The organism is Rhodococcus sp. WB9 (assembly GCF_007558985.1).
In the GTDB taxonomy this organism is placed as follows: domain Bacteria; phylum Actinomycetota; class Actinomycetes; order Mycobacteriales; family Mycobacteriaceae; genus Rhodococcus_F; species Rhodococcus_F opacus.
This window is the reverse complement of the sequence record NZ_CP041769.1, coordinates 6,748,410-6,775,127: the sequence shown is the minus strand read 5'-3', so window position 1 is coordinate 6,775,127 and position 26,718 is coordinate 6,748,410. Positions and strand designations below refer to the sequence as shown.

Genomic DNA, 26,718 nt, shown 5'->3' with positions numbered 1-26,718 from the left:
CTTTTCAATCCAATACTGATGTGTATTGTAATGGACAGACGACGGAAATCGGGAGCTCTCATGAGTGATCAGGAAACACCGTCCCTGTACGAGTGGGCGGGCGGTGAGCAGTCGTTCCGGCGGCTGATAGACGCCTTCTACGACCGGGTGGAGGGCGACGAACTGCTGTCGCCGATGTTCCCCGGCGGCGTGCACGAGGAGCATCGGCGCAACGTGACTCTCTGGTGGTGCGAGGTGTTCGGCGGCCCGCCGGGCTACACCGAACAACTCGGCGGCTACGAGCGGATGTTGCGCCACCACATCGGCCTCGCCATCAGCCCGGAGCAGCGGCACCGCTTCGCCTCGACGATGAGCCTCGCCGCCGACGACGCCGGCCTCCCGTCGGATCCCGAATTCCGTTCCGCATTCATGGCATACGTCGAGTGGGGGACCAGACTCGCGCTGCAGAATTCGAGCCCAGGTGCCGAGGTGATCGAGCACGCACCCGTCCCGCACTGGGGTTGGGGCGTGGCCCCGCCCTACCGCGGCTGAGTAGGGCAGGGTGTCAGCCTGTCCGATCAGAACGGGTACTGCTGAATCGGCCCCTGGATGGTGGCCCACTGGAGTTCGGTGAACGCCTCGAGGTTCGCTGCGACGCCGCCGACTCGTCCGCCGTTTCCGGAGGATCCCATTCCGCCGAACGGGATGTGGGCGTGGTCGCCGACGGTCTGGTCGTTGATGTGCACGAGCCCGGTGGGAATCTGCTGCGCAACTTCCCAGGCCGCCATCGCATCCGAGCCGAGGACGCTCAGCGACAATCCGTACTCGGTGTCGCGCGCGATCTCGACGGCCTCGTCGATCGTCGAGTAGCGCAGCACGGGAGCGACAGGGCCGAACACTTCCTGGCAGAACGCGGGGGTGTCGCGCTGCACGTGGTCGAGGACGGTCGGGCGGTAGAACAGCCCGTCGTGGGTGCCGCCCTCGACGAGGGTCACTCCGGCCGAGACGCTCTCGGTCACGAGTCGGTGGATGCTGTCGCGCTGCACCGCGTCGATGATGGGGCCGAGTGCCACCTCACTGGTGTACGGGTCGCCGACGGGGAGCGCTCGGGCCTTCTCGGCGAGCACCGCCACGTATTCGTCGGCAACCGATTCGTGGACCAGGTGCCTGCCTGCGGCCATGCAGATCTGGCCCTGGTGGAGGTACGCGCCCCAGGCTCCGGCCGACGCAGCCTTGGTGACGTCGGCGTCGGGAAGGACGATGAGGGCGTTGTTGCCGCCGAGTTCGAGGTGTGCCCGCGTGAGGTGCGCGGCCGCGGCCTGGCCGACCTTCCGTCCCGCCGACGTGGAGCCGGTGAACGCGATGACGCGGGTGTGCCGGTCGGTGACGAGGGCGGCACCGGCATCGGCGCCGCCGGGCAGCATCTGGAAGACGCCGTCCGGTACCCCGGCGGCCGCGAACACGGCCGCCAGCACCACACCGCCGCACACTGCGGTCCGGGTGTCGGGTTTCAGAATCACTGAGTTGCCCAGTGCCAGTGCGGGTGCCACTGCGCGGATCGAGAGGATCAGGGGGAAGTTGAACGGAGCGATCACGCCGACGACACCCGCCGCGATCCGACGGCTGAAACTCAGACGTCCGTCGGCGGACGGGAGCACCTCACCCTTGGGATGCGAAGGCAACGCCGAGGCCTCGTAGCATTCCTGCGCTGCGACGTGCGTCTCGAGGCTCGCTTTCGCGCGAATCGATCCGGCCTCCCGGACGATCCACGTCTCGATCTCGGAGGCGTGCTCCTCGAAGAGCTGACCTGCGCGGCGCAGGATCGCGGCCCGATCCTCGAAAGGCATTTTCTCCCAGCGGCGCTGGGCCTCGGCGGCCTTGATGCAGGCCGCGGCGACGTCGGCGGCGGTCGTGGTGCCGACGTGACCGAGGGTGCTACCCCTCGCGGGCTCCACGACCTCTGAGAACGCGCCTTCGGCGGCGGTCCAGCTGCCGGTGAAGACCTTCTTCTCCCAGTCGATGTCGAGCAGGCTCATGGTCGATCCTTCTTTCGGTGAGGTCGGTCAGGGCGCGAGTACGGGTGATGGCGCCGCGGATTCGGTGCGGGGTGAGCGGAACTTCCGCTTGGCGACGATTGCCACCGCGACCGCGCCGACGACTCCCGGGACGGCGACGGCGAGAAAGTTCTGCTGGAACGGTAGATGAAGAGCGAGGAGCGCGCCGCCGAGGGTGGGGCCACCGATCGCACCGATCCGTCCCATGCCCGCAGCCCACCCGACGCCCGTCGACCGTACCTCGGTCGGGTAGAACTCGACGGCGAACGCGTGGATGATGGCGAGCGCGCCGATGGTCGCCGCACCGGCGACGAACAGCAGCACGTTGAGCAGTGCGGCGGCTGGGTCGAAGGACAGTCCCACCAGCGACAGGGATGCCAGGGAGAAATACGTGATCAGGGTGTTGCGGTAGGACCAGCGGTCGGCCAGCCAGCCGCCGAATATCGCGCCGGCGATGCCACCGAGATTCAGCACCACCAGGGTCCACAGCGCGGAACTCAAAGCGTAGCCGGCGGTCTGCATCAGTTTCGGTAGCCACGTGTTGAGCCCGTAACTCAACAACATGCACATCGCGAAGAAGACCCAAATCAGGAAGCTGTTCAGGGCGTTTCCGTTGGTAAAGAGCTGGGCGACGGGCGCCTTCCGAGCTTCCGGACGTGGCGTGGCCACGACGTCGCTCAGGTCGCGACCCGGGTCGACCTTGGACAGCACAGCCTCCAGCTTGTCCTGACGACCGTTGATGGCGAGGAACTCCGGCGACTCCGGCAGGTACCTCAGCAGAACGGGTAGCAACAGGAGCGGCAGACCGGCGACGTAAAACACACCGCGCCACGTCCAGAGCGGCTCCACGTTGATTGCGAACACCGCGGCGGCGATGCCACCGACGGAGTAGAACGACGACACGAACGTGACGAGCAGTGCCTTCGACGTGCGTGGGGCGAGCTCGGCGATCAGTGCCGTGAAGTTGGGTACGAGCGCGCCGAGCGACACACCGACGACGAGGCGGAGAATGCCGAGTTGCGCCGGGGCGCCGGCGAAGGCGCAGCTGAACGACGCCACGCTCGCCACCGTCACGCAGATGAGCATGAGCGGACGGCGGCCGTACCGATCGGCGAGCGGGGCGACGAACAGTCCGCCGATCAGCATGCCGACGAGCGCCGCGGATCCGAGGGTACCGGCGGTGACCGGGTCCATGTTCCACTCGTCCATCAGATGGACGATCACGGTGCCGTACGAGACCATGTCGTATCCGTCGATGATCATCAGCAGTGAGCACAGGGCTACGACACCATAATGGAACGGCCGCAGTCGGGCGTTGGAGATGATCGAGGTAACTGTGTTCTGGGACAGCGGGTTCTGGGACAAGGGCATACTCCCGATGCGGGGCAGCGTTGCTGCCGTGGGAACGAGTGGGGCTGTCACGGCTCGGTGAGGTCGGTCTCGACCTCGATCACGGCAGGCTTTCCGCTGCCGAGGGCGGTCTTGAAGGCGCGGACGAAGTCGTCGCCGGTCCGTACCCCGGTGGCCGTCACGCCGTACCCCGCAGCGATGGCGGTGAAGTCGATCCCGGGAACGTCCATGCCGGGGGTCTCGCCGGACCCCAGCACCGTTGAGAACCAGCGCAGTGCGCCGTAGGTCCCGTTCTTGAGGATGACGATGATCACCGGAATGTCGTACTGCGCGGCCGTCCACAGGGCGGTGATGCCGTAGTTGGCCGAGCCGTCTCCGATCAGGCCGATCACCTGACGGTCCGGATTCGCCAGCTGGGCACCGACGGCGGCGGGCAGTCCAAATCCAAGCCCGCCCGATGCGGGGAAGAAGTAGCTGCCTTGGCGGGAGACGTCGGCCTGCGACCAGAAGGCACCGGTGGTGGACGTCGACTCCTTGACGTACACGGCGTCGTCCGGCGCAGTGCCGCGCAACAGTTCGAACAGCTCCTCCGGATGCACGCGCTCGGACGACGTCCTGGCCTGCGGGATGTCGGGTAGCGGCGGCAGGACCGGGCGGCGGCCCGGCGTCACGCTGTCGGCGAGGCGGGACAACGCATCCCGCACACCGCCGACCAGTGCGTCACCCATCGGGGCGCGGGCGGCCTCGCCGGGATCGCTGGTGAGGTGGATGAGCCGGGCGCCGTCGGGCAGGTACTCGCCGGGGACGAACTGGTGGTACCGGAACACGGGTGCTCCCGCGACGAGGATCAGGTCGTGGCCGACCAGTGCGTCGGTGATGCCCTGGACGGCGGCTGGCAGGACCCCGCGGAAGCTGCGGTGGCGGGTGGGGAACGGGCATCGTGACGGGGACGGCGCGATCCAGACGGGGGCGCCGAGTGCGTCCGCGAGACGGACCGCGTCGTCATTGGCGTACTCGGCATCGACTTCCGGTCCGAGTACGAGGACCGGGTTCTCGGCGCGGTCGAGGGCGTCGACGAGGGTGGCGAGTTGATCCGCACTGAGGGAACCGGCAGCGGTTGTGGCGCGGGTGAGGAGGTGCTTCGTCTCGGCGGGTGCTTCCTGCGCCCAGTCGTCGTACGGCACCGACACATAGACCGGACCCTTCGCGGGCAGGTTCGCGATGTGGATGGCCTGGCTGATCGACCGCGGCACGTCCTGCGCGCACGCCGGCTCGCAGGACCACTTGACCAGGGGTTTCGGCAGCGACTGCGCGTCCACGTTGGCGAGCATCACCTCCTGGCCGATGGTCGAGCGGACTTGTTGCCCGGCGGTGATGATCAACGGGCTGTGGGAGTAGACCGAGTTCGTGAGCGCGCCCATCGCGTTGCCGGTGCCCGCGGCGGCGTGCAGATTGACGAAGGCCGCGCCGCCGCGGGCCTGGGCGTACCCGTCGGCCATCGCCAGGACGGCACCTTCGTGCAGACCCAGGATGTAGCGGAAGTCGTCGGGCATCCCGGCGAGGAAGGGGAGCTCGTTCGATCCGGGGTTGCCGAAGATCGTGGTCAGGCCATGCGCCCGCAGTAGGTCATAGGTCGCTTCGCTGACGTCGGCCATCAGGTGTTCTCCATTTCTTCGCATGGTTCTCGCGGTGTGACGTGAACCACGGTAGGGAGCCGCGTCCTATAGGTCCAATGAATACTGTCGATCAGCACATAGACAGGATCTATATTATCGGTATGGCCGACGTGGACCTCAACCTCATCAGGACCTTCGTGCTGCTGTATGAAACGCGGAGCGTCACCCGTACGGCGGAGCTGCTGTTCATCACGCAGCCGTCGGTGAGCCATTCGCTCCGCCGACTGCGGCGGCAGTTCAACGACGACCTCTTCATCCGGTCGTCGGACGGCTTGGCGCCCACGGTTCTGGCGGCGAGTATGTACCCGCAATTGCATCAGGCGCTGGAGGTCATCGACGAGACCGTCTCCGGTGTCGGTCAATTCGACGCCGAGACGTCGGACCGAACCTTTCGGATCTGCGCCACCGATCTTGGGGAGATTTCACTGCTCCCCGGAGTGCTCGCCGCGCTGGAAACCCGCGCTCCCGGCTGCGCCGTGCAAGTAACGCCGCTCGATTTTGCCAGTGCTGCAGAGGAATTGCGTCAGGGTCGTGCTGACGCCGTCATCTGCACACCGCGTATCGACGCGCCGGATCTGCGCCGCGACCCCCTGTTTCGGGAAGGCTATCTCGGACTGTGCGCACTCGGGCATCCGCGGATCGGAGTCGAACCCGGACTGGACGATTTCCTTGCCGAACGGCACATCGTCGTCGACGCCGCCGCTGGGCACGTGGACGCTGATCAAGCCCTCGCGCGGATGGGGCGTCGCCGTGACATCGCCGTGCGGGTACCGCACTTCGCGGTGCTGCCGGAACTGGTGGCGCAGACCCGGCACCTCGCCGTGGTGCCGAGCCGGGTCGCGGAACTGTTCACCCGGTCCTCGCCCGTCCGCACGTTCGCGCTACCTGTCGAGATACCGAACGTCGAGGTGTCGCTCTTTACCGTGCGGCGGGCTCTCCCGTCGCCGGGCGTCGATTGGTTGCGGGAGTTGATAGCCGACGTCCTACAGGCTCCCGCCGCCGATTGGACATCCTGATGCAGTGGCGGCCGGGAGAAAGTTCGGGCGGATGTCCATGTCGGGTGCGTCGTAGAGCCGGTGGAAGGTGGGCGTCAGCGCCGCCGACATCGGCGGGTTGATCCACGACCAGTCGGTGGGGCACTTCCGGCCGAGTGACTCTTCTCGTTCGACGTGGCTGATGAACTGCTTGGCGACGGTGTGATGATCGACCATGTGCACACCGGCCTGCCGGTAACTGTGGATCACGGCGCGGTTCAGTTCGACCAGTGCGCGGTCCCGCCACAGCGTTCGCTCCGACGTCGTGTCCAGGCACAGTCGTTCGGCGATGGCGGGCAGCATGTCGTACCGATCCTGGTCGCTGAGGTTGCGGGCCCCGACCTCGGTGCTCACGTACCACCCGCTGAACGGGGCGAGCGGGTAGGTCAGCCCGCCGACCGAGAAACTCATGTTCGACACGGCGGGCACCGCATGCCATTTGAGACCGAGATCGGCGAACCACGTGTAATCGGGGTGCTCGATCTGGACCTCGAGCACCAGCTCGGATGGAATCTCGTACCAGCGCAGCGTCTCGTCGGGTGTGCTGACCAGCAGCGGCAGCACGTCGAACGGCGTGCCTGCGCCCCGCCACCCCATCTTCGTCACCGCCTCGGTGATGCCGACCTGCGCGGGGTCCCCGGTCACCGTCCCGTCCGCGTGGCGGTAGCCCGCGTACCGGATCAGTTGCGGGCTGACGATCTTGTACTCGCGACCGTCGGAAAGCGGCAGCGGACCGACCGTGATGACCGAGCGCAGCGCACCGCCGTTCGTCGCGACCCGCAGGTGCTCCCAGCACGCCTCCGCAATCTCGTCCGCGGTGGTGACGTGCCGGGCATCGATCAGCTTCAGCGTGCGCCAGTGCTTGCGACCGACGCACCGGGCGTGGTTGCGCCAGGCCAGCTGCGAGCCGACTTCCAGTTCCTCCACGGTGTGCTCGTAGCGGCCCGTCTCCGCCAGCGACTCCAGTGCGTCCGCGAGGCGGGCCGTGGGCAGGTGGGCCAGCTCGGGCTCACTGAAGAACTCTGCGCACTCCCGCATCTGCGCTGCGGACCGCGACGTGACGTCCAGCGAGGACGACATAGTCCCTGTGCTGCTCACCATTGACCTCCCAGCGATCGTGGATCGTGCGGCGGTCAGTATGTCAGCGAAGCGCGCACACTCGTCCACCGAGTGGGGACAGGGTGAGGAAATACCGCCGGCAGGCGGACCGAGGCCCCGGGGTGAAGCTGTCGATTCTGGACCGGTCCCGCGCACGCCGGGGTGCGCCCGACTCTGCCGCGCTGACCGGGACGATCGAGCGGGCGGTGCATGCCGAGCAACTGGGGTTCCATCGGTTCTGGGTGGCCGAGCATCACGCCGTGCCGGGCATCGCGAGTGGGTCGCCGCCGGTGCTGCTCGCTGCCCTCGGCGCCCGCACCGATCGGATCCGGCTGGGCTCGGGTGGTGTGATGCTGCCGAATCATCAGCCTCTCGTGGTGGCCGAGCAGTTCCTGATGCGTGAGTCTTTCGGCGCAAACCCGGTCCTTCAGGTCCGGGTGAGCCGATCTGGTTTGTCGGACTGTGTGGCTAGTGTCCGGGTCATGGCGGGGAGGGTGGTGAGGCGGGCGTTCAAGTACCGTTTCTATCCGACTGCGGTGCAGGCGGAACAGCTTGCTCGGACGTTGGGGTGCACCCGGTATGTCTACAACCGGGCGTTGGCGGAGCGGACGCGTGCCTGGTCGCAGGAGCGGCGTCGGGTGACCTATGCGGATACCTCGAAGATGCTCACCGGATGGAAGCGGGATGCCGAGACGGAGTGGTTGTCGGAGCCGTCGAAGGGGCCGCTGCAGGAGGCGCTGCGGCAGTTGCAGGGCGCGTTCGACAGGTTCTGGCGCAAGCAGGCCCGCCACCCGCAATTCAAGAGGAAGGCCCAGTCGAAGGAGTCGGCAACCTACTACTCGAACTGCTTCACCTACCGCGGCGGGCAGATCCGGTAGGCCAAGCAGTCCGAACCCCTCGATATCCGGTGGTCGAGGCCGCTACCGGAGGGGGCTACGCCGTCGCAGGTGACGGTGTCGCGCAATGCTCGCGGTCAGTACCACATCTCGATCCTCGTCGAGGACACGATCGCCGAGCCCCCGTCGACCGGTCGGGTGGTCGGGCTCGACGCCGGGATCACGAGCCTCTACACGCTCTCGACCGGGGGAGAAGATCACCAACCCGCGGCACGAGCGCACGGACCGTGAGCGGCTGGCGAAGGCGCAGCGGGTGCTCGCCAAGAAGCAGAAGGGATCCCGGAACCGGGCCAAGGCCCGACTGAAGGTCGCGAAGATTCATGGCCGGATCGCCGATCGGCGTCGCGATTATCTGCACAAACTCTCCACTCGACTGGTGCGCGAAAATCAAGTGATCGCCATCGAGGATCTGAGTGTGCGGAACATGGTCAAGAATCGGTCGTTGTCTCGGGCGATCTCCGATGCGAGTTGGTCCGAGTTCCGGTCGATGCTCGAGTACAAGGCCGACTGGTACGGGCGGCGGGTGGTGGTGATCGACCGGTTTCATCCGTCGTCGAAGACCTGCTCGGTGTGCGGGGAGGTCGCGTCGGCGATGCCGCTGGACGTGCGGGTGTGGACGTGCCGATGCGGCGTCGTCCATGATCGGGATGTGAATGCGGCGAGGAACATTTTGGCCGTCGGACTGGCGGTGGCAGCCTGCGGAGATGGTGTGAGACCGCCCCGCACCTAACGTGCGGGGTGGCGACTGTCGGTGAAACAGGAACCTCGGGACCCGAGTCTCGAGGGGAACCTCGGTCGTTCACGGCCGAGAGGACGTCAAGCTCGAGGCGATGTACCCGGGCCGGATCGACCTGCGTCGGACGGTCGCTTGGGTTCACCAAGCCGGTACGCGAGGCGCTGCGTCGCGACCGCAACGCCCCCGACACGTTCGCCGACGACCTCGACGAGGTGCGGAGCTACCTCGAGGGCGCGGGCGCCGTGACGGCCCGGCCCCACGTGACGAGTCCACCGCCGATGTTCGTTCTCGCTACCCGGCGCGGGCTCGAGTTCGCCGCGAAGGCGGGTCTGCCGGGTGGTGGTCGGTGGGCCGATCCTCGGAGCGCCGGGCGCCCGCGTTCCGGAACTCGACCGGTACCGCGACAGCTTCGTCCCGTCCGCGGGGAATCCGTCCCCGTACGTGATCGTCTCGCTCGAGGTCATGGTCGCCGAGGACGAAGATCGAGCCCGTGAACTGCTGCTTCCGGAGGCGTGGGCGCTGGCGCAGTCGAGCCGGACCGGCGAGTTCCCGCCGCTCGAATCGGTCGCGGACATCCGGGGTAGGGCGTGGACGCCGCGGCTGCGCGAACAGGTCGAGGCCTCGATCGCGTCGTCGGTCCACGGCACCGCCGAGCAGGTGCGGGTCGCGCTCGAGGCCCTGGCCGCGCGTACCGGCGCGGACGAACTGCCGGCCTCGACGTCGACGTTCGACCGGGCCGCGCTGTTCGAATCCGATCAGCAGTTGTCACTCCTGGACGTGTGAACACCCACGACGCACACGGTTTGCTGCAAGCCTTGCGCAACTATTGACAATCTTGCGCAAGCCGGTGGATAGTGTGTGTCGGCAGTCACAACGAACAGCGAGGCGGTAGCACCGTGGCACCCACCTTGACCGAGGTCGCACAACGCGCAGGGGTATCCCTGTCCACCGCGTCGCGGGCGTTCAGTGCCCCGGACCGGATCGGACCGGACACGCTCGCGCGGATCATCGCGGTCGCCGACGAGATCGGCTACCGGGCGGCGTCACCGACCCGCACCGACGTCGTGCGCCCCACCGCCACCACCGTCGCGGTCGTGGTGCCCGACATCGGACACACGGTGTTCGCGAGCTTCGTGAAGGCGGCGCAGGCTCAGGGGTGGCACCGGCGCCAGACGGTGCTCCTCACCGACACCGACGGCAGCGCCGACCGTGAGCGTGAGGTTCTCGGCGAGTTGCAGGGGCGCGTCGACGCGCTCGTGGTCTGCGCTCCGCGGCTGCCCGCATCGGACATCGTGCAGCTCGCCGGCGACACCCCCCTGGTACTCGTCAACCGCTCGTCACCCGAATGCGATTGCATCGTGGCGGATTCCGAGGACGGAATTCGCCAGGCCATCGACTACCTCGTCGCCCTCGGGCACGAGCACCTCGCCTACGTCCAGGGTTCGCCGCAGTCCTGGTCGAACCAGCGTCGGGTCGCCGCGGTCGAGGAATTCTGCAAGGCCAGGGATGTGCAGCTGAGTCTGCTCGGCTGGCAGCAGGAAACCCTCGCGGGCGGTCATGCCGCAGCGGCGAGCGTGATCGCGACGGGCGCGAGCGCCGTGATCACCCACAACGATCCGATGGCCATCGGAGTGATGAACGGCGTCCGCGCAATGGGCTTCTCGGTGCCGGCGGACCTGAGCGTCGTCGGCATCGACGACTCGCCGCTGGCCGAACTCGCCAGCCCCGCGCTCACGAGCATCAACGTGCCGATGGCACGAGCCGGTGTGCTGAGTCTGGACCTCGTGTTCCAGCGCGCGAACGAGCCGGACTCCGATATCCGAGAAATCCATCTCCCCACTCAACTGGTCGTCCGGGCTTCGGCCGGACCGGCGCACGATCGGGTGTTTCGCCCCGGAAAAGAGAGCCACTAGATGAAAATCGTTGTTGCCGACAGCAACCTGATTCCGCACCGATCCCGGCTCGATGCCACAGTTCCGTCCGATTCGCGGCTGTCCTGGCACGGTGGCTTCGACGAGGCTGCCCTGATCGAGGATCTGCGCGACGCCGACGTCTACGTCGGGGGAAAGTTCACACCGTCCATGGCGTCGGCTGCCGAGAGGCTGCGCCTCGTCCACGTCGCCGGTGCCGGCACGGACAACATCACCTTCGATGCCCTGGCGCAGGACGTGCTGGTGGCGAACACCTTCCATCACGAGAAGTCGATCGCGGAATACGTCGTGGCGGCCGCGGTGATGCTTCGACGCGGCTTCGTCGCGCAGGACAAGGCACTCCGGCAGGGCGTCTGGGCGACCTCGGTCTACGACGACCGCCTCACGCAGTCGAATTCGCTGCAGGGCGCGCGAGTGGGCTTCGTGGGTTTCGGCCACATCGGCCACGCCACGTGGAATCTGTTCCGAGCATTCGGCGCGACAGGAGCAGCCGTGACCGGTCGTGGCAACGTCGACGCGCCGAGTGCGGGACTGGACTGGGCGGCCGACGTGTCCCAACTCGGGCGTCTCCTCGTCGAATCCGATGTCGTCGTGGTGTCCGCACCGCTCGACGACCGTACGCGGGGCATGATCGGCGCCGACGAATTGCGCGCACTCGGTAGCGACGCTGTGTTGGTGAATGTGGGCCGTGGACCTCTCGTCCAGGAGCAGGCACTGTTCGACGCACTGTCCTCGTCGACCATCGCGGCCGCCGCCATCGACGTCTGGTACGACTATCCCGGACCCGACGGTCGAGGGAGGCCCAGCGCTCTGCCGTTCTCCGAACTCCCCAACATCCTGATGACACCGCATTCTTCGGGAGTCTCACAACAGACTTTCGTCGGCCGCGTCGACGACATCGCCGACAACATCACTCGACTCGCACGCGGTGAGCAACTGCGCAACGTCGTCGCCCCCGCCGTCGGCTCGAAAGGATCACGGGCATGACCGACAAGATCATCTCCGCGGACGTGCTGATCTGCAGCCCCACCCGCAACTTCGTCACCCTCAAGATCACCACGGCCGACGGCGTCGTCGGCTACGGTGACGCCACGCTCAACGGCCGTGAACTGTCCGTCGCGTCGTATCTCCGGGACCATGTCGCGCCCTTGCTGATCGGGCGCGACCCGGCGCGGATCGAGGACACCTGGCAGTACCTCTACCGCGGCGTGTACTGGCGGCGCGGGCCCGTCACGATGGCCGCGATCGGAGCCGTGGACGTCGCACTCTGGGACATCAAGGGCAAGACCCTCGGCCAGCCCGTATACCAGCTGCTCGGCGGCGCCGTCCGCGACCGGGTGCTCTCCTACACCCACGCGACCGGGTGGGACGCGCCCGCGCTACTCGACTCCGTCGACGCCAAGCGCGCGAAGGGCTTCCAGGCGATTCGAGTGCAGTCCGGGGTTCCCGGCCTGGATTCGGTGTACGGCGTGCACCAGGGCGCCGCCGGATACGAGCCCGCGAGCCGCGGCGCACTCCCGGTCGAGGAAGTATGGGACACCGATGCCTACCTCAACCATGCACCGCGGATCCTCGAAGCGGTCCGTGAACACGTCGGCCCCGACCTCAAATTGCTGCACGACGCCCACCATCGGCTCACCCCGCAGCAGGCCGCGCGGCTGGGGAAGTCGGTCGAACACGTGGACCTGTTCTGGCTCGAGGACGTCACGCCCGCCGAGAACCAGGACGCGCTGCGTCTGGTGCGCAACCACACCACCACACCCCTGGCAATCGGGGAGGTCTTCAACACGATCTGGGACTGCCAGCACCTGATCACCGAGCAGCTGATCGACTTCATCCGGGTGGCCATCGTCCACGCGGGCGGAATCAGCCACGTCCGCAAGATCCTCGCGCTCGCCGAGGTGTACCAGATTCGCGGCGGCCCGCACGGCCCGTCGGACGTCTCGCCGATCTCCCTGGGCGCGAGCCTGCACCTCGGTCTTGCGACGCCGAACTTCGGAATCCAGGAGTACATGGGCTACGACCCGCTCGTCAGCGAGGTCTTCCCCCACGCGTGGTCGTTCTCGGACGGGCACCTCACCCCCGGCGACGTTCCGGGCATCGGAGTGAGCATGAACGAGGAACTCGCGGAGCACTATCCGTACGAGCAGGCCTACCTCCCGGTCGCCCGGCGCCGCGACGGCTCCATGACGGATTGGTGACGAGCATGTCCGAACCGACACTCTCGCGCCGAAACGTTCCCGCCGCGGCACTGATCCACCGGCGGGTGCCGGAAGGCACCGGGATCGTGCACCTGGGCCTCGGCAATTTCCACCGCGCGCACCAGGCGGTATACACCGCGCTCGCGATGGAACGCGAACCGGGACCGTGGGGCATCCTCGGTGTGGCGAGCCGCTCGAGCACCGTCGCCGATGCGATGAACGCGCAGGACCTCCTGTACAGCGTCGTCGAGATCTCGCCGGAGGGTTCTCGTGTGAGCGTCCCGGGTTCACACACCGGGACCCTGGTGGCCGAACAGGACCCGGAGTCCGTCGTCCGCGCGATCGCGGACCCGGCGACGAAGATCGTCACGATCACGGTGACCGAACACGGGTACACGGTGTCACCCGAGACCGGGTCCCTCGACCTCGACTCCGGTGCCGTTCGCCGCGACCTCGGCGAGGTGCGGACGCCCCGCACCACGATCGGGCAGATCGCCCGCGGACTGGCCCTGCGGGCGAGCACGCACGGCGCCCCGGTCACGATTCTCAGCTGCGACAACCTGTTGTCCAACGGGCGTCAGACCGAAAGGCTCGTACGCGAGTTCGTCGGCACCTTCGCGCCGCCTCTCCGCGACGACCTGCTGTCCTGGATGAACTCGTCCGTGACGTTCCCCAACTCGATGGTGGACCGGATCGTGCCGTCCGGTTCGGACCGCTACAACGAGGCGGCGCTGGCACACCTCGGCGTGCGCGACACGATCGCCGTCCCCGCGGAGCCGTTCACGATGTGGGTCATGGAGAAGCGGTTCGCCGCCGGCCGTCCCGCCTGGGAGCACGGTGGCGCGCTGTTCACCGACGACGTCGAGCCGTACGAGCTGATGAAGGTCCGACTGCTCAACGGGACGCATTCGCTCATCGCCTACCTCGGCGCACTCGACGGGCGCGCCACCATCCCCGAGTCCGTGGCGCAGCCGTTCGTCGAGGACGCCGCGCGGCGGATCCTCTGCGACGAGTACCTGCCGACGGTCACCGTTCCCGCATCGGTGGACACGGACGACTACATCCGGCAGCTGTTCTCGCGTTGGTCCAATACCGCTCTGGGACATCGCACCTCGCAGGTCGGCTCCGACGGATCGGTCAAACTGGCGCAGCGCATCCCTATCCCCGCGCTCGAACATCTCGGCCGCGGTACCGTCCCGCAGTACCTTTCTCTGACGGTGGCGGCATATCTCTGCTGCATCGCCCCGCCGCCCGGGTTCGATCCCGGCCCCCACGCACGATCCATGACCGACCCCGCTCGACCGCGCCTGGCAGGAATGGCCGACAACGCCGCTTCCACTACAGAATTCGTTCGCTCCGTCTTCCTCGACGGAGGTCTGTTTCCCAGCACTCTCGCTTCGCACGCCGACTTCGTCTCGCGGATCGCCGACTTCGTCGACATCATCGTCCGCCACGGGCCGGCAGTCGCCGCAGGCGAAGCATCCGACCCGGTCCCGGACCTCGGGACGACCCCGTCGCTGCGGTCCAGCGCGACCATCTGACTCCCTCACCCCTTGCCCGGACACTTCCGGGAACCACCAATGGAGGAATCCATGGACACTACACTCGACCCCACGGTGAACCCGAAAACTCCCGGCCGCGGTGGCGGTACACCCCAGGCAGACCCGTCCGCGGTCCGCCGGGCGGCGTGGGCGGGGCTCATCGGCACCACGCTCGAGCAGTACGACTTCGTCATCTACGGCACCGCTTCGGCGCTGATCTTCAACACCCTGTTCTTCCCGAACATCTCGCCCGCGGCGGGCATCCTCGCGAGCTTCAGCGCCTACGCCGTCGGGTTTCTCGCCCGGCCGCTCGGCGGCCTGTTCTTCTCGCGGTACGGAGAACGTCTCGGCCGCAAGTGGGTGCTCGTCGCGACGCTGATGCTGATGGGCGGCGCGACACTGGGTATCGGCCTGCTGCCCACCTACAGTCAGGTCGGGCTGCTCGCACCTGCTCTCCTCGTCGCATGCCGATTCTTCCAGGGGTTCGGAGCGGGAGCCGAACAGTCCGGCGGTGCAACACTTCTGACGGAGACGGCGCAGATAGGCAGGCGAGGTCGGCTCGCCGCCCTGGTGATGACGGGAGCCGCACTGGGCACGGCGCTCGGCGCAGTCGCGTGGATCGCCGCGCAGCTCCTGCCCGAAGAGCAGCTCATGTCCTGGGGCTGGCGTCTCGTGTTCATCAGCAGTCTGTTCGTCACAGTCGCCGCGTTCGTCATTCGTCGCAAGCTCAACGAGAGCCCGGTGTTCCAGGAACTCAAGGAGCAGCACCAGGTTCCGAAGACGCCGGTGAAGGAGATCTTCGCGAACGGCAAGAAGCCGCTGTTCATCGTCATGTTCATGACCATCGGCATCAGCGCGCAGTCGTACACGTACCAGGTGTTCATGGCCTCGTACCTCAAGAACGACGTGCACGTCGACCCCACGTTCATTCCCAAGGTGCTGCTGGTCGGGGCCATCTGCGGCGGCATCGCGGCCTACGGGTTCGGCCGCCTGTCCGATCGGGTGGGCCGCAAGCCGGTGTACATCTCGATCGTGGTCGCCCTGATCATCCTGCCGGTGCCGACCTTCCTGGCCCTGAACACCGGCTCGCATCTGCTGATCACGATGGCGATGATCGTCGGCTTCATCCTGGCCTGCCAGGGCGCCGTCGGCGTCACCATGAGCTACTTCCCGGAGATCTTCGGCTCCCGCTACCGCTACGCCGGCGTCACACTCGGCCGCGAATTCGCCTCGATCTTCGGCGGCGGTGTCGCACCGCTGATCTGTGCGGCGCTCGTCACGGCGTTCTCGGGCTCGTGGATCCCCGTGGCCGTCTACATGATCCTGATGGCCGTGACCGTTCTGATCGCCTCGGTGATGGCACCGGAAACCCGCGACCGCGACCTCACGCTGGCCGCCAACGCCACCGACCGTGAGGTGACGGCGGCATGACGTCTTCCGTCATCGCGGTGCTGCGTGCCGCGCACGCCGACCGGTACGCCCCGGTGGTGAACGTCCTCGCCGAGAACGGCGTGCGCGCCGTCGAGCTGACGATGAGCACGCCGGGAACCCTCGAGTCCCTGAGCAGCATCCGGCGCGCCGCACCCGACGGCGTCGAGATCGGGGTCGGGACGGTCACCACCGTCGACCAGGCGCGCGCTGCCCTCGACGTGGGAGCCGACTTCCTCGTGACGCCGACGACCAACCTCGACGTCATCGCGACGGCAGTGCGTGCCGGAGTTCCGATCTACCCGGGCGGATTCACCCCGACCGAGCTGTGGACCGGATGGAACGCGGGTGCCACTGCCGTGAAGCTGTTCCCGGCGTCGGTGGTCGGGCCGGAGTACATCGGGCACCTGCGCGGGCCCTTCCCCACCATCCAGGTCGTCCCCTCGGGTGGGGTGGGCATCGATGACGTCCCCGCGTGGTTCGCGGCCGGAGCGGCGGCGGTCAGCCTCGGCGGACCGTTGATCGGGGACGCACTCCGCGGTGGCGACCTCAGGCAGCTGGCCGAACGATGCCGGCGCCTCGCCGACGTCGTCGCCGAACTGGAGGTCGTGTGATGACGGTGCTGACGTTCGGCGAGACGATGGCCCTCACCAGGGCGGTGGACACCGGTGCCCTCGCCCACACATCGACACTGCATCTGGGAATCGGCGGCGCCGAATCGAACTTCGCGATCGCCTTGCGGCGACTCGGCGTCGACGTCACCTGGATCGGGCGCGTCGGCCAGGACAGCCTGGGCGACCTGATCGAACGGGAACTCCGGGCCGAGGGAATCACCGCCGACGTCATCCGCGATCCGGACGCTCCGACCGGACTGATGGTGAAGGAGCGGCGAACCGCCAGCGCCACCCGCGTCTGGTACTACCGGACCGGCAGCGCGGGGTCACGGCTCACGATGTCGGACATCGCGGACGACCGTCTCGAGTCGGCGTCCCTGCTGCACGTCACCGGCATCACCCCCGCCTTGTCCGACACCGCCAGGAAGACCACCCTGCACTGCGCCGAACGGGCACGCGCACTGGGCATTCCGGTGTCGTTCGATCTCAACTACCGCCGCGCGCTGTGGTCGCCGGACGACGCGGGCCCCGTCTTCCGTGAGCTGATCGCGTTGTCGGACATCGTCTTCGCAGGTGAGGACGAGGCCGCCATTGCGGTGGGCGACGGCACCCCCGACGAACTCGTCGCCCGTGTCCGCGACCTCGGACCACGCGAGAGCATCCTGAAACTGGGAGACCAGGGATGCCTGGCGATCGTCGACGGAGAGACGTACTCCCTGCCCGCGGTGCCGGTGAGCGTGATCGACTCCGTCGGGGCCGGAGACGGTTTCGTCGCCGGCTACCTCGCGGAACGACTGGCCGGTGAGGCACCCGCCGACCGTCTGAGAACCGCTGTCACGGTCGGGGCGTTCGCGTGCACCGTGTCCGGCGACTGGGAGGGAATGCCACACCGGGACGAACTCGGCCTCCTCACCACAACGGAACCCGTCACCAGATGACCAGCTCCGATCTCCGACAGAACTGGACTCCACGCATGAACACCAGCCCGACCACCGCTTCACACGCCACCGAGATTCCGACGCACGCGCAGGCGGTCGTCGCCCACGGTGCGCAGGACCTGCGCGTGGAGGAGGTGCCGATCGCCGCACCGAAGCCGGACGAAGCGGTGATCCGCATCGCCTACGGCGGGATCTGCGGATCCGATCTGCACTACTGGCAGCACGGCGCCGCCGGCGAGTCGATCCTTCGCGCACCGATGCGGCTCGGACACGAGGCGTCGGGCACCGTCCTGATCGGCGCGACGGACGGAAGCGGTCCCGGCGCCGGCACCCCCGTCACCATCCATCCCGCGACCCCCGGCGGCGACAGCGCGAAGTATCCAGCCGATCGCCCCAATATTTCCCCCGGATGCACGTACCTGGGCAGTGCGGCGCACTTCCCGCACGCCGACGGGTTGTTCGTCAGCCACGTCACCGTCCCGACCCGCATGCTCCGGGTTCTTCCCGCCGGCCTCGCTCTTCGTCTGGCGTCACTGGCCGAGCCGGCGAGCGTGGCGTGGCACGCGGTCGCGCGGGCAGGGGAGGTGAAGGACCGGTCGGTCCTCGTCATCGGTGCCGGGCCCATCGGCGCGCTCGTCGTGGCGGTGCTGAAGCGAGCGGGCGCCGGGAAGATCACGGCGGTGGACATGCACGAGTACCCGCTGAGGATCGCGCGCGCCGTGGGTGCGGACGCGACACTCACCGCCACCGATGCCGACGCAGTCGCGGCGGTGGAAGCGGACGTCACCATCGAATGCTCCGGCAACCATCGCGGTCTGGCATCGGCAATCCACGGCACGGCCCGCGGCGGCCGGGTCGTGATGGTCGGTCTGCTTCCCTCGGGGGATCAGCCGGTACCCATGTCGATCGCGATCACCCGGGAACTGGATCTGGTCGGCTCGTTCCGGTTCAACGACGAGATCGACGAGGTGGTGGCCGCCCTCGCCGACGGCTCGCTGGTGGTGGATCCGATCGTCACGGCCGAGTACGACGTCGCCGATGCGCTCACCGCGTTCGCGTCGGCCAGGGATGCGTCCTCGTCGAGCAAGGTGCTCCTGCGGTTCTGATCCGGGGAACGTCGCCCCGGCCTCGTCTGCGGGGCACGGCTGTCGCATGATGGTCTCGACGCACCCCCGAGGTCAGGAGAGCAAGCTGATGAAGGAATTCACCGCGTGGATCGCTCGCGAGAACGAGGGCGCCATCGGCCTCTCCCAGGAGACGGTCGCCGAGTCGTTCCTGCCGCAGGGCGAGGTCACCATTCAGGTCGAGTACTCCAGCGTGAACTTCAAGGACGCACTGGCGCTCACACCGAAGGGCGGCGTGGTCCGCGAGTACCCCATCGTGCCCGGCATCGACGTGGCGGGCACCGTCGTCGAGTCGCAGTCCCCGGAGTTCTCCGTCGGTGACACGGTCATCGCGCACGGTTACGATATCGGCACCGCCCGTCACGGCGGGTACGCGCAGTTCGCCCGCGTCCCGGCCGACTGGGTGGTGAAACTCGACGGCATGTCCACCCGCACCGCCGCCGCGATCGGTACCGCCGGTTTCACGGCCGCGATGAGCGTGGAGGCGCTGCTGTCCCGTGGGGTCGAGCCGGGCAACGGTCCGGTGCTCGTGACCGGTGCGAGTGGCGGCGTCGGCACCGTCGCCGTCGACCTGCTGTCCGCGGCGGGTTTCGAGGTGGTCGCGTCGAGCGGAAAGCCGGAGAAGGCGGAACTGCTCACCGAACTGGGCGCGAGCACGGTGATCGGCCGCCTCCCGGAGCCCGACACGAAACCGCGTCCGCTCGGCAAGGCCCAGTGGGCTGCCGCGGTCGACTGCGTGGGCGGCGCCACCCTCGCGCACGTGCTCAGCACCATCGAGTACGGCGGTGCGGTCGCGGCGAGTGGGCTGACCGGCGGACCGAAGTTGGAGACCACGGTCCTGCCGTTCATTCTGCGCGGTGTCAGCCTGCTCGGCATCGACTCGGTGCAGTACCCGATCGAGCAGCGGCGCCGGCTGTGGGGCCGTCTCGCGTCCGACCTCGCGCCGTCCCGGCTCGAGTCGATCACCCACGACGTTCCGATCGCGGACGTCGTCTCGGTGATCGACCAGGTGCGGGCCGGCACCTACTCGGGCCGGGCCGTGGTGGGCGTCGCCCCGTGAGTACTTATTAACGTCCCGCGGTTAACAAGTACTCACGGGCGCCGGAGGCGCACGATCCAGGCACGGGAGTCGGCCGGATCGATCACATCGTCGAGCTCGAAGATCGTCGCCGCGTTGAGTGCCTTCCCGTGCTGGTAGGCGGCGTCGACGAGTTGCGCGAACGCGGTGTCGCGCTCGGCGGGGTCGTCGATGCCCTCGAGTTCCTTCCGGAATCCGAGCCGCACCGCGCCTTCCAGTCCCATGGCCCCGATCTCGCCGGTCGGCCACGCGACCGTGAACTCGGACGCGTGGAAGGAGCCGCCCGCCATGGCCATCGCGCCGAGGCCGTACCCCTTGCGCAGGATGATCGTTCCGTACGGCACGGTCATCCGCGCGCCCGCGACAAACAGATTGCCGAAGCGGCGAACCGTGGCCTCCTTCTCCGAATCGGGTCCGACCATGAATCCCGGTGTGTCACACAGTGAGACGATGGGCAGGCCGAACGATTCGCACAGCTCCAGGAAGTGGGCCATCTTGTCCGCCGCGACCGCGTCGATCGCGCCGCCGAGGTGGTGGCTGCTGTTCGCGACCAGCCCGTACGGCGCACCCTCCACCCGGATCAGCGCGGTGACGATGCCGACGCCGTGGTCGCGGCGTAATTCGAGGACCGAGCCGACATCGGCGATGGATTCCACGGCACTGCGAACGTCGTAGGCGCGCAACCGGTTCTCCGGGACGACGTGGCGTGCGAGCCGCTCGTCGGGGGCTTCCCACTCGGGGAGTGCGCCCTGGAAGTACGACAGGTACTTCTTGGCCAGCTCGACGGCGTGCGCCTCGTCCCGGGCGAGCAGATCGATGACGCCGTTGCGCCGCTGCACGTCGACGGGCCCGATGTCCTCCGGCCGGTACACACCCAGTCCACCGCCCTCCACCATCGCCGGGCCACCCATGCCGATGTTCGCGTCGGGGGTGGCGATGAGTACGTCGCAGACTCCGGCGAGGGCGGCGTTGCCCGCGAAGCAGCGGCCGGAGACCACCGACACCAGCGGAACCTTCCCGTTCAACGCCGCCAGCGACCGGAAGGTGTTCAGGTCCAATCCTGCTGCCGGTCCGGCGTCGGTGTCGCCGGGCCGCCCGCCGCCACCCTCCGCGAACAGGACGACCGGGACCTGCTTGCGGCCGGCGAGTTCGATCACCCGGTCAGTCTTCGCGTGGTTCCGCATGCCCTGGGTTCCGGCGAGCACCGTGTAGTCGTAGGACAGCACGACCGCCTGGGCGTCGCGCGAACCGAACACGGCACCGTTGACGGTGGCGAGCCCGGCGACGAGCCCGTCGGCGGGGGTGTTCTCGATCAGGTCCTGCTCGGATCGGCGGCTACGCTGCGCGGCCAGGACGAGAGGTCCGTATTCGACGAAGCTGCCGGGGTCGACCAGATCGTCGATGTTGGCCCGTGCGCTGCGCCGCCCGAGCTTCGTGCGCTTCGCGATCGCGGCGGGCCGGGCGGCGTCGAGGGTCACCTCGTGTCGCTGCCGGATCTCCGCCAGGTCCGCACGCTCACGGTCCAGATCGGTTGCGCTGTCGGCGACGTCGCCGGCCTCCGATCCCGTGCGACGGATCACGACCAGGGGGTCGCCGGCGTTGACAGTCTGCCCGGGCGCCACCAGGTTCCGCTCGACCACCGCACCGGCGGGCGCGGCGATCACGTGCTGCATCTTCATGGCCTCGAGCACCACGAGCTGGGCACCCGACTCCACGGTCGCACCTTCTCCGGCCGCCTCTACGACGGTCCCGGCCATGTGGGCGCGCAGCACGTCCTCACCCACCCGCAACTCGAGTGCCTCCGACGACACCTCCGCCGGCTGGTGCACGTGGGCGGCGTCGACGAGCGCACTCATCCGCTCGGCGAGGTGATCGGTGCCGACGACGCCGTCGGCGAAGCCGGGGTCCGCCAGAATCGCCCGGAGAAAGCCGATATTGGTGGGGACGCCCTCGACGACGAACTCGGCGAGCGCCGCATCGGCCTTACGCACCGCGGCGGAGAACGACGGGCCCCGCGAATGCACGATCACCTTCGCGAGGAGCGAGTCGTACCGCGGACTCGGTGACAGTCCGGGCCGCCCGTAGGTGTCCACGCGCACACCCGGTCCCGTCGGCGGCGAGAAGACGGACAGGGTGCCCGCGGCGGGGACGGCCTGACCGTCGGGGCGCATCGTCTCCATGTTCACCCGTGCCTGGACCGCGATCCCGCGCGCAGCAGTGGGCGTGCCCGACGCGTCGAGCCCCACGGCGCTGACGCCGTCCGGCAACGACAGCTCCCCGAAGTCGGCTCCCCGGGCGATGTCGATCTGCACGGCGACGAGGTCGATCCCCGTCACCTCCTCGGTGACCGTGTGCTCCAACTGGATTCGGGGATTGACCTCCAGGAACACGAAGCCGTCCCGGGACACCAGGAATTCGACGGTGGCGAGTCCTCGGTACCCGACATTGGCGCACAACCGGGCCGCGGCCTCGTGCACTTCGCTGCGCAGTCCCGGGTCGAGCCCCTGCGCGGGGGCGATCTCGACGAGTTTCTGGTGGCGGCGCTGCACGCTGCAGTCGCGGTCACCGACGGCCAGGGCCCGCGTCACGCCCGCGTGCGGTGCCGCCACCACCTGCACCTCGATGTGCCGGGCGCCGTCGAGAAGGGACTCGGCGAACAGTGCGGGGTTGCCGAACCCGAGTTGCGCCTCGGACGCGCACAGCCGGTACTCCTCGTCGATCCGGTCCGCGCTGCGGACGGCACGGATGCCGCGACCGCCGCCGCCCGCGAGCGCCTTGATCATGATGCCGCCCGGGTGTTCCGCGAAGAACGCGCGGACGCCGTCCAGGTCGGTGGGACCGTTGGTCGCGGCGAGCACCGGCACCTTCGCGGCCACGGCGGCCTCGCGTGCCGACGACTTGTCGCCGAAGATGTCGAGCACTTCAGGACTCGGACCCACGAAGTCCAGTCCCGCCTCGGCGCAGGCGCGTGCGAAAGCGGCGTTCTCGCTGAGGAATCCGTATCCGGGATGTACTGCCGTGGCACCGAACTCCGCTGCCGCGTCGAGAATGGCGCGAGCGTCCAGGTAGGCGGACGGGCCGGACCCACGGAGCGCGACCGCTTCGGTTGCCGCGCGCACGTGGGGGCTGTCCGCGTCGTCCTCCGCGTAGACGGCGACGGTGTCGACCGACATCTCCTCGGCGGTGCGGATGATGCGGAGCGCGATCTCGCCACGATTGGCGACCAGCAGGTTCACTTGTACTCCTCGGCCAGAGCGAACAGGTCGGCCTTGCGGACCTTCCCGGTCGCCGTCATGGGTAGGGCGTCGAGCACCTCGACGGTAGGGACTTTGTAGGTGGCCATGTTCCGGGCCGCCCACTCCCGCAGTTCCTCACCCGAGACCTGACGGTCGGGCAGGAGCTGGACGAACGCGAACGGCACCTGGCCCTTGCCCGGATCGGGCTTCGGGACCACGGCGGCCGACTGGATGTCAGGGTGCAGCATGAGCAGTGCCTCCACCTCGGACGGGAACACGCTCATCCCGTTGGTCTTGATCATTTCCTTGTTGCGCGCCAGATAGTGCAGTGCGCCTTTGCCGTTCAGCTTGCCCACGTCGCCGGTCTGGAGCCATCCGTCGCGGAGCGCAGCAGTGGTGGCATCGGGTTTGCCGTAGTAGCCGGTGAGCAGCGACGGACTGCGCACGATGATCTGTCCGGGTTGCCCCACCGGCACGGGCGCCCCGGCCTCGTCGACGATCAGCACGTCGGTGCCCGGAACGGGAAGTCCGCAGAACACGGGTTCGCTGAGCAGGTCTTCGTCGTCGGTCTGGAAACCGAGCGTGATGGTGTCGGCGGTATGCGTTTCCGTCATCCCGTAGCTGGCCTCCCGCAGCACGTGTCCGGTGGCGTCGCGCCAGCGGCCGCGAATCGCGGGGTCGAGCTTGAGCACGAACGACACGGCCATCGCGTTGTCCAGGGTGGAGAAGTCTCGGTCGGTGAAGCCGGGCAGATCCATCAGTTCCACATAGTTGTCGACCGTCCCGACCATCGACGTCACCCCACGACTGTCGACGAGCGTCGCCGCGGCCTCCGGGTCCCAGCGGTTGAGGAGCACGACGGTGCCGCCGTTGATCAGCGGGTACAGGATGCCGAAGTCCTCGCCTGCGATCCAGAAGATGGGCAGGAACCCGAGGACCACAGGGGGAGCCTCGCCCACCTGCCTGCCGCCGGCCAGTGTCGCGGTGGCGGCGGTGTAGACCATGTGCGCCTGCGTGTGTTCGCAGCCCTTCGGCATCCCGGTGGTGCCCCCGGTGTAGTTCAGTGCTGCCAGCGCGTCGGGGTCCATCGGAATGGGCTCGGCACGTGGGGAGTCCATGATCTCCGCCCAGTCGGTGGGCCCGGAGGTCGAGTCGAACGGCGGTGTGACGCTGGGTTCGGCAGGCAGCAGATCCGACACGCCGGTGATCGCGACGTGCCGCAGCGCCGTCTGGCCGCGCACGGATTCGACCATGGCCGCGAACGAATCCTGCGTCAGCAGGATCTCCACGCCGGCGTCGTCGAGTTCATACACCAGTTCGTGCTCCCGGAACAACGGGTTGATAGGGACGTGGACGGCGCCGATCTTCAGGATCCCGAGCATGGCGACATGGAACTGCGGACAGTTGGTGAGATGGACGCCGACGCGGTCGCCGGCGGACGCGCCCCGCTGCAGGAGCCAGCCGGCGAAACGGTCGGACAGTTCGTCGAGTTCGGCGTAGGTGATCGCACGACCGTAGAAGTCGATCGCGACAGTCTGCGGTCGTGCCGTCGCCCAGTGCCGCAGGTAGTCGATCACGGTGCGGCCCTCGATCGGGTACTCGACTGTCCGCGGTACCTGCGGTGGCCACGCGGCGTCCTGGAGTTCGCGGATCTCGGCGAGGGCCGATTCCAGGGCCGTGGGGTCACTCGAAGGCGAAGTGGGCATACCGAACTCCCGATTCTGTGCGGATTGTCGTTGTCAGGTGAAGCCGATGAGTCTTTCGGAGATGGCGGTCAGGTCGGCGGTGTAGCGGCGCTGTTCACGGGCCGTCGCGTCGACCAGCCGGGCGGCGCCCGCGAGCTGGGCGTCGGCGAGGGTCTGCGCGATGCGGGCGGGCGGTGCGCACGGCGTGACGTCGCACGTGGCGACGATGCGCTCGATGAACCGGGTGTAGCGGCGGATGAGCCGGGTCTGCACGGTGGTCCAGCTTCGGCCGACCTCGGGGTCGAGCCGGGCGCGGTGCCTGATCAGTTCGAGGACGCGTCCGTTGGTGTACACGGCTTCCACGAACGCTTTCGTGGTGGTGCGCAGCACCTCTCGCAGGTCCTCGCTCGCCGGTCCTTCCACGTGCTGCGACTCGAGGAATTCCTCGCACACGTCGGCGGCGACGGCGTGGAACACCTCGTCCTTCGACGAGAAGTAGGCGTAGAACGTTGCCCGCGACACTTCGGCCCGGGTGGTGATCACCTCGACGGTCGTCCGGTCGTAGCCGAGTTCGGCGAAGCATGCGCTCGCGGCGCGGAGGAGTTCGCGGCGGCGGGGACCGTCGTTGTCCTTACGCGCCGACCGCGCCCGCTCCTGAGCCTCGCTTGTGGTCACGATCACAGTATGGATTGATGTTGACGTCAATGTCAATCACGACTGCTGGACACCCCGATGCGCAGCGGGAGTGCGCTGTGGCGGCGCACGAGCAGGCTGGGGAGCCAACGTGACTCGGCGTCGTCGGCGAGGGAGAAGTGGTCGGTGCGCGCGAGCAGGGTGGTGGTGGCGGCGAGTGCCTCCATGCGGGCGAGCGCCGATCCGACGCAGAAGTGGACGCCCTTGCCGAACGCGAGATGGGAGCGGATGTGCGGCCGGTCGAGCACGATCTCGTCCGGCCTGTCGAACGCGGCCGGATCCCGGTTGGCCGCGCCCCACAGCAGGAGCAGGTGACTACCCGCGGGCAGGTCGACGCCGCCGAGGGTGGTGTCGGCGACCACGTGCCGGTGATGCCCGCGGAACGGCGATTCGAGACGCAGCGCCTCGTCGAGGAACGCGTCGACGAGCGCGGGTTCCTGCCGGAGCCGGGTCTGTACCCCGGGATGGGTGGCCAGGAGGCGGGCGGCGTTCGCGATCAGGCCCGCGGTCGATTCGCCGCCGGCGCCGACGAGTTGGAGCAGGACCAGCGTCGCCACATCCTCGGACAGCTCACCGGCATTGCAGGCATGTGCGAGGACGCCCAGCAGATCCTCCGACGGATGCGACCGTGCCCGCACGAGTTCGGCCCGCAGGTACGCGGCCAGTTCCGTAACGGAGGCGACCAGCTGGCCGAGGCGACCCTCGTCGACGATCCCGCCCAGCATCTCGGTGCTGTCGTACGCCCAGGCGAGCAACCGCGGCACGTCCTGCTCGGGCAGCCCGATGAGGTGCGCCACCATCGTCAGCGGCAGGCGGTCGGCCATCTCGGCCGCCCAGTCGATCCGCCCGTCCCGCAGCCCCTCGTCCCACAGGGTGTCGACGAGCGACTGCACTGTGGGGGTCAGCGCGCGGATGCGGCGGCCGAGCGTGGGCAGCACGAGCTTGCGATGGTGCAGGTGAGTCTGCTCGTCGGCGGTGGCCAGCACGTGAATCGCCTGACCACCGCCGTCCATGTCGAACGCCGTGGGCGGCCCCGCCGGTTGCTGCACCAGCACGCCGGTGAGGTGCGAGGAGAAGTCGTCGGTGCGGTTCGCCGCCTCGGTCACGAGATCCCACGTGGACACCAGGAAGAAGTCGGTGCCCGCGACGCGATGGACGGGGGAGTGCTCGCGGAGAATCCGGTACAGCTCGTTCGGTTCGTCGAGGTGGGCTGGATCGAAGATGTCGATTCCGTGGGTCGGCGCGTGGGCCATTGAGGACTCCTAGTCGGTGAGAACTTGTTGCAAATCGCCACAGTTCGCGTCGAAGCCGAGTGCTGTCAAGAGTGGGGAGCAAGGTGAGATTCCGCTGCTCGTATGGCTTTTTCACCGGTGACTCAATGCGCGGCGATGAGGTCCTGTCGCGGCTGATCAGAGGATCAAGCGTA

General features: G+C 68.1%; 23 protein-coding genes. 15 read left to right on the top strand and 8 right to left on the bottom strand.

Translation table 11 applies throughout. From position 1 onward, the window contains the following. The first annotated feature begins 60 nt into the window (after positions 1-60). Entirely contained in the window at positions 61-531 is a 471-nt protein-coding gene (locus FND50_RS31615) for a group II truncated hemoglobin (protein ID WP_144288332.1), read from the top strand. Positions 532-557: 26 nt separating this feature from the next. Here FND50_RS31615 and FND50_RS31610 read toward each other — a convergent pair whose 3' ends face one another. The 3 genes from FND50_RS31610 to mdlC are packed head-to-tail and all read right to left on the bottom strand — an operon-like array spanning position 558 to position 5,038. Next, the gene (locus FND50_RS31610) at positions 558-2,015 is read right to left on the bottom strand and encodes an aldehyde dehydrogenase family protein (RefSeq protein ID WP_144288331.1); all 1,458 of its coding nucleotides are present in this window, start codon (positions 2,013-2,015) and stop codon (positions 558-560) included. A 27-nt stretch (positions 2,016-2,042) separates the two neighbouring features. Beyond that, positions 2,043-3,404, bottom strand: a complete 1,362-nt coding sequence (locus FND50_RS31605; RefSeq protein WP_186301176.1) for an aromatic acid/H+ symport family MFS transporter — start codon at positions 3,402-3,404, stop codon at positions 2,043-2,045. A gap of 47 nt (positions 3,405-3,451) precedes the next feature. Continuing rightward, the gene (gene mdlC, locus FND50_RS31600; protein WP_144288330.1) at positions 3,452-5,038 is read right to left on the bottom strand and encodes a benzoylformate decarboxylase; all 1,587 of its coding nucleotides are present in this window, start codon (positions 5,036-5,038) and stop codon (positions 3,452-3,454) included. Positions 5,039-5,160: 122 nt separating this feature from the next. On the opposite strand from mdlC, the gene FND50_RS31595 reads away from it, so the two are divergent. Further along, positions 5,161-6,075: a LysR family transcriptional regulator gene (locus tag FND50_RS31595; RefSeq protein WP_005261006.1), complete on the top strand. Its 915-nt coding sequence runs from the start codon at positions 5,161-5,163 to the stop codon at positions 6,073-6,075. Here the strand turns inward: FND50_RS31595 and FND50_RS31590 are convergent. Beyond that, positions 6,043-7,173: a nitric oxide synthase oxygenase gene (locus tag FND50_RS31590; RefSeq protein WP_144288329.1), complete on the bottom strand. Its 1,131-nt coding sequence runs from the start codon at positions 7,171-7,173 to the stop codon at positions 6,043-6,045. The two genes, FND50_RS31595 and FND50_RS31590, sit on opposite strands and share 33 nt — an antisense overlap. Positions 7,174-7,313: 140 nt before the next feature. On the opposite strand from FND50_RS31590, the gene FND50_RS37660 reads away from it, so the two are divergent. The 13 genes from FND50_RS37660 to FND50_RS31530 all read left to right on the top strand — a co-directional run bounded on the left by FND50_RS37660 (position 7,314) and on the right by FND50_RS31530 (position 19,660). After that, the gene (locus FND50_RS37660) at positions 7,314-8,069 is read left to right on the top strand and encodes an LLM class flavin-dependent oxidoreductase (protein WP_313905294.1); all 756 of its coding nucleotides are present in this window, start codon (positions 7,314-7,316) and stop codon (positions 8,067-8,069) included. 69 nt (positions 8,070-8,138) lie between these two features. Continuing rightward, positions 8,139-8,318 (top strand): transposase, encoded by a 180-nt coding sequence (locus tag FND50_RS37275; protein ID WP_260851094.1) that lies wholly within the window; start codon positions 8,139-8,141, stop codon positions 8,316-8,318. After that, positions 8,284-8,817 carry a transposase gene (locus FND50_RS37270; RefSeq protein WP_260851070.1) on the top strand — a complete coding sequence of 178 codons (534 nt, stop codon included), beginning with the start codon at positions 8,284-8,286 and terminating at the stop codon, positions 8,815-8,817. Before FND50_RS37275 ends, FND50_RS37270 begins: the two co-directional genes overlap by 35 nt. Before the next feature lie 342 nt (positions 8,818-9,159). Further along, positions 9,160-9,606, top strand: coding sequence for a hypothetical protein (locus FND50_RS37915; RefSeq protein WP_260850770.1), 447 nt, complete (start codon positions 9,160-9,162; stop codon positions 9,604-9,606). Positions 9,607-9,719: 113 nt separating this feature from the next. After that, positions 9,720-10,736, top strand: a complete 1,017-nt coding sequence (locus FND50_RS31570) for a LacI family DNA-binding transcriptional regulator (RefSeq protein ID WP_144288328.1) — start codon at positions 9,720-9,722, stop codon at positions 10,734-10,736. Continuing rightward, positions 10,737-11,741 (top strand): 2-hydroxyacid dehydrogenase, encoded by a 1,005-nt coding sequence (locus FND50_RS31565; protein ID WP_144288327.1) that lies wholly within the window; start codon positions 10,737-10,739, stop codon positions 11,739-11,741. It begins immediately after the preceding gene. After that, positions 11,738-12,955, top strand: a complete 1,218-nt coding sequence (gene manD, locus FND50_RS31560; protein WP_144288326.1) for a D-mannonate dehydratase ManD — start codon at positions 11,738-11,740, stop codon at positions 12,953-12,955. Before FND50_RS31565 ends, manD begins: the two co-directional genes overlap by 4 nt. Positions 12,956-12,960: 5 nt before the next feature. Next, positions 12,961-14,496, top strand: coding sequence for a mannitol dehydrogenase family protein (locus FND50_RS31555; protein WP_144288325.1), 1,536 nt, complete (start codon positions 12,961-12,963; stop codon positions 14,494-14,496). A 51-nt stretch (positions 14,497-14,547) separates the two neighbouring features. Further along, the gene (locus FND50_RS31550) at positions 14,548-15,927 is read left to right on the top strand and encodes an MFS transporter (protein ID WP_144288324.1); all 1,380 of its coding nucleotides are present in this window, start codon (positions 14,548-14,550) and stop codon (positions 15,925-15,927) included. Next, positions 15,924-16,538 (top strand): bifunctional 4-hydroxy-2-oxoglutarate aldolase/2-dehydro-3-deoxy-phosphogluconate aldolase, encoded by a 615-nt coding sequence (locus FND50_RS31545; RefSeq protein WP_144288323.1) that lies wholly within the window; start codon positions 15,924-15,926, stop codon positions 16,536-16,538. The genes FND50_RS31550 and FND50_RS31545 overlap by 4 nt, the downstream gene beginning before the upstream one ends. Then, a complete protein-coding gene (locus tag FND50_RS31540) occupies positions 16,538-17,476 on the top strand; it encodes a sugar kinase (RefSeq protein WP_144288322.1) in 939 nt (312 codons plus the stop codon). Before FND50_RS31545 ends, FND50_RS31540 begins: the two co-directional genes overlap by 1 nt. Before the next feature lie 35 nt (positions 17,477-17,511). After that, entirely contained in the window at positions 17,512-18,582 is a 1,071-nt protein-coding gene (locus FND50_RS31535) for an L-idonate 5-dehydrogenase (protein WP_186301175.1), read from the top strand. Between the two features lie 88 nt (positions 18,583-18,670). Continuing rightward, positions 18,671-19,660 (top strand): MDR family oxidoreductase, encoded by a 990-nt coding sequence (locus FND50_RS31530; protein WP_005572974.1) that lies wholly within the window; start codon positions 18,671-18,673, stop codon positions 19,658-19,660. 32 nt (positions 19,661-19,692) lie between these two features. Here FND50_RS31530 and FND50_RS31525 read toward each other — a convergent pair whose 3' ends face one another. The 4 genes from FND50_RS31525 to FND50_RS31510 are packed head-to-tail and all read right to left on the bottom strand — an operon-like array spanning position 19,693 to position 26,545. Continuing rightward, positions 19,693-22,914: a carboxyl transferase domain-containing protein gene (locus FND50_RS31525; protein WP_144288320.1), complete on the bottom strand. Its 3,222-nt coding sequence runs from the start codon at positions 22,912-22,914 to the stop codon at positions 19,693-19,695. Beyond that, on the bottom strand, positions 22,911-24,620 hold the full coding sequence (locus tag FND50_RS31520) for an AMP-binding protein (protein ID WP_144288319.1): 1,710 nt from the start codon (positions 24,618-24,620) through the stop codon (positions 22,911-22,913). The genes FND50_RS31525 and FND50_RS31520 overlap by 4 nt, the downstream gene beginning before the upstream one ends. A 33-nt stretch (positions 24,621-24,653) precedes the next feature. Then, positions 24,654-25,280, bottom strand: a complete 627-nt coding sequence (locus tag FND50_RS31515) for a TetR/AcrR family transcriptional regulator (protein WP_144288318.1) — start codon at positions 25,278-25,280, stop codon at positions 24,654-24,656. A gap of 26 nt (positions 25,281-25,306) precedes the next feature. Then, a complete protein-coding gene (locus tag FND50_RS31510) occupies positions 25,307-26,545 on the bottom strand; it encodes a cytochrome P450 (protein WP_144288317.1) in 1,239 nt (412 codons plus the stop codon). Between the last annotated feature and the right edge of the window lie 173 nt (positions 26,546-26,718).

Excerpts from the sequence above, each read along its gene's own strand:
- FND50_RS31565 (WP_144288327.1), top strand. The coding sequence starts at position 10,737 with ATGAAAATCGTTGTTGCCGACAGCAACCTGATTCCGCACCGATCCCGG.
- FND50_RS31550 (WP_144288324.1), top strand. The coding sequence starts at position 14,548 with ATGGACACTACACTCGACCCCACGGTGAACCCGAAAACTCCCGGCCGC.
- mdlC (WP_144288330.1), bottom strand. The coding sequence starts at position 5,038 with ATGGCCGACGTCAGCGAAGCGACCTATGACCTACTGCGGGCGCATGGC.
- FND50_RS31605 (WP_186301176.1), bottom strand. The coding sequence starts at position 3,404 with ATGCCCTTGTCCCAGAACCCGCTGTCCCAGAACACAGTTACCTCGATC.
- FND50_RS31555 (WP_144288325.1), top strand. The coding sequence starts at position 12,961 with ATGTCCGAACCGACACTCTCGCGCCGAAACGTTCCCGCCGCGGCACTG.
- manD (WP_144288326.1), top strand. The coding sequence starts at position 11,738 with ATGACCGACAAGATCATCTCCGCGGACGTGCTGATCTGCAGCCCCACC.
- FND50_RS31615 (WP_144288332.1), top strand. The coding sequence starts at position 61 with ATGAGTGATCAGGAAACACCGTCCCTGTACGAGTGGGCGGGCGGTGAG.
- FND50_RS31610 (WP_144288331.1), bottom strand. The coding sequence starts at position 2,015 with ATGAGCCTGCTCGACATCGACTGGGAGAAGAAGGTCTTCACCGGCAGC.
- FND50_RS31590 (WP_144288329.1), bottom strand. The coding sequence starts at position 7,173 with ATGTCGTCCTCGCTGGACGTCACGTCGCGGTCCGCAGCGCAGATGCGG.
- FND50_RS31595 (WP_005261006.1), top strand. The coding sequence starts at position 5,161 with ATGGCCGACGTGGACCTCAACCTCATCAGGACCTTCGTGCTGCTGTAT.
- FND50_RS31535 (WP_186301175.1), top strand. The coding sequence starts at position 17,512 with ATGAACACCAGCCCGACCACCGCTTCACACGCCACCGAGATTCCGACG.
- FND50_RS31520 (WP_144288319.1), bottom strand. The coding sequence starts at position 24,620 with ATGCCCACTTCGCCTTCGAGTGACCCCACGGCCCTGGAATCGGCCCTC.
- FND50_RS31540 (WP_144288322.1), top strand. The coding sequence starts at position 16,538 with ATGACGGTGCTGACGTTCGGCGAGACGATGGCCCTCACCAGGGCGGTG.
- FND50_RS31545 (WP_144288323.1), top strand. The coding sequence starts at position 15,924 with ATGACGTCTTCCGTCATCGCGGTGCTGCGTGCCGCGCACGCCGACCGG.
- FND50_RS31510 (WP_144288317.1), bottom strand. The coding sequence starts at position 26,545 with ATGGCCCACGCGCCGACCCACGGAATCGACATCTTCGATCCAGCCCAC.
- FND50_RS31530 (WP_005572974.1), top strand. The coding sequence starts at position 18,671 with ATGAAGGAATTCACCGCGTGGATCGCTCGCGAGAACGAGGGCGCCATC.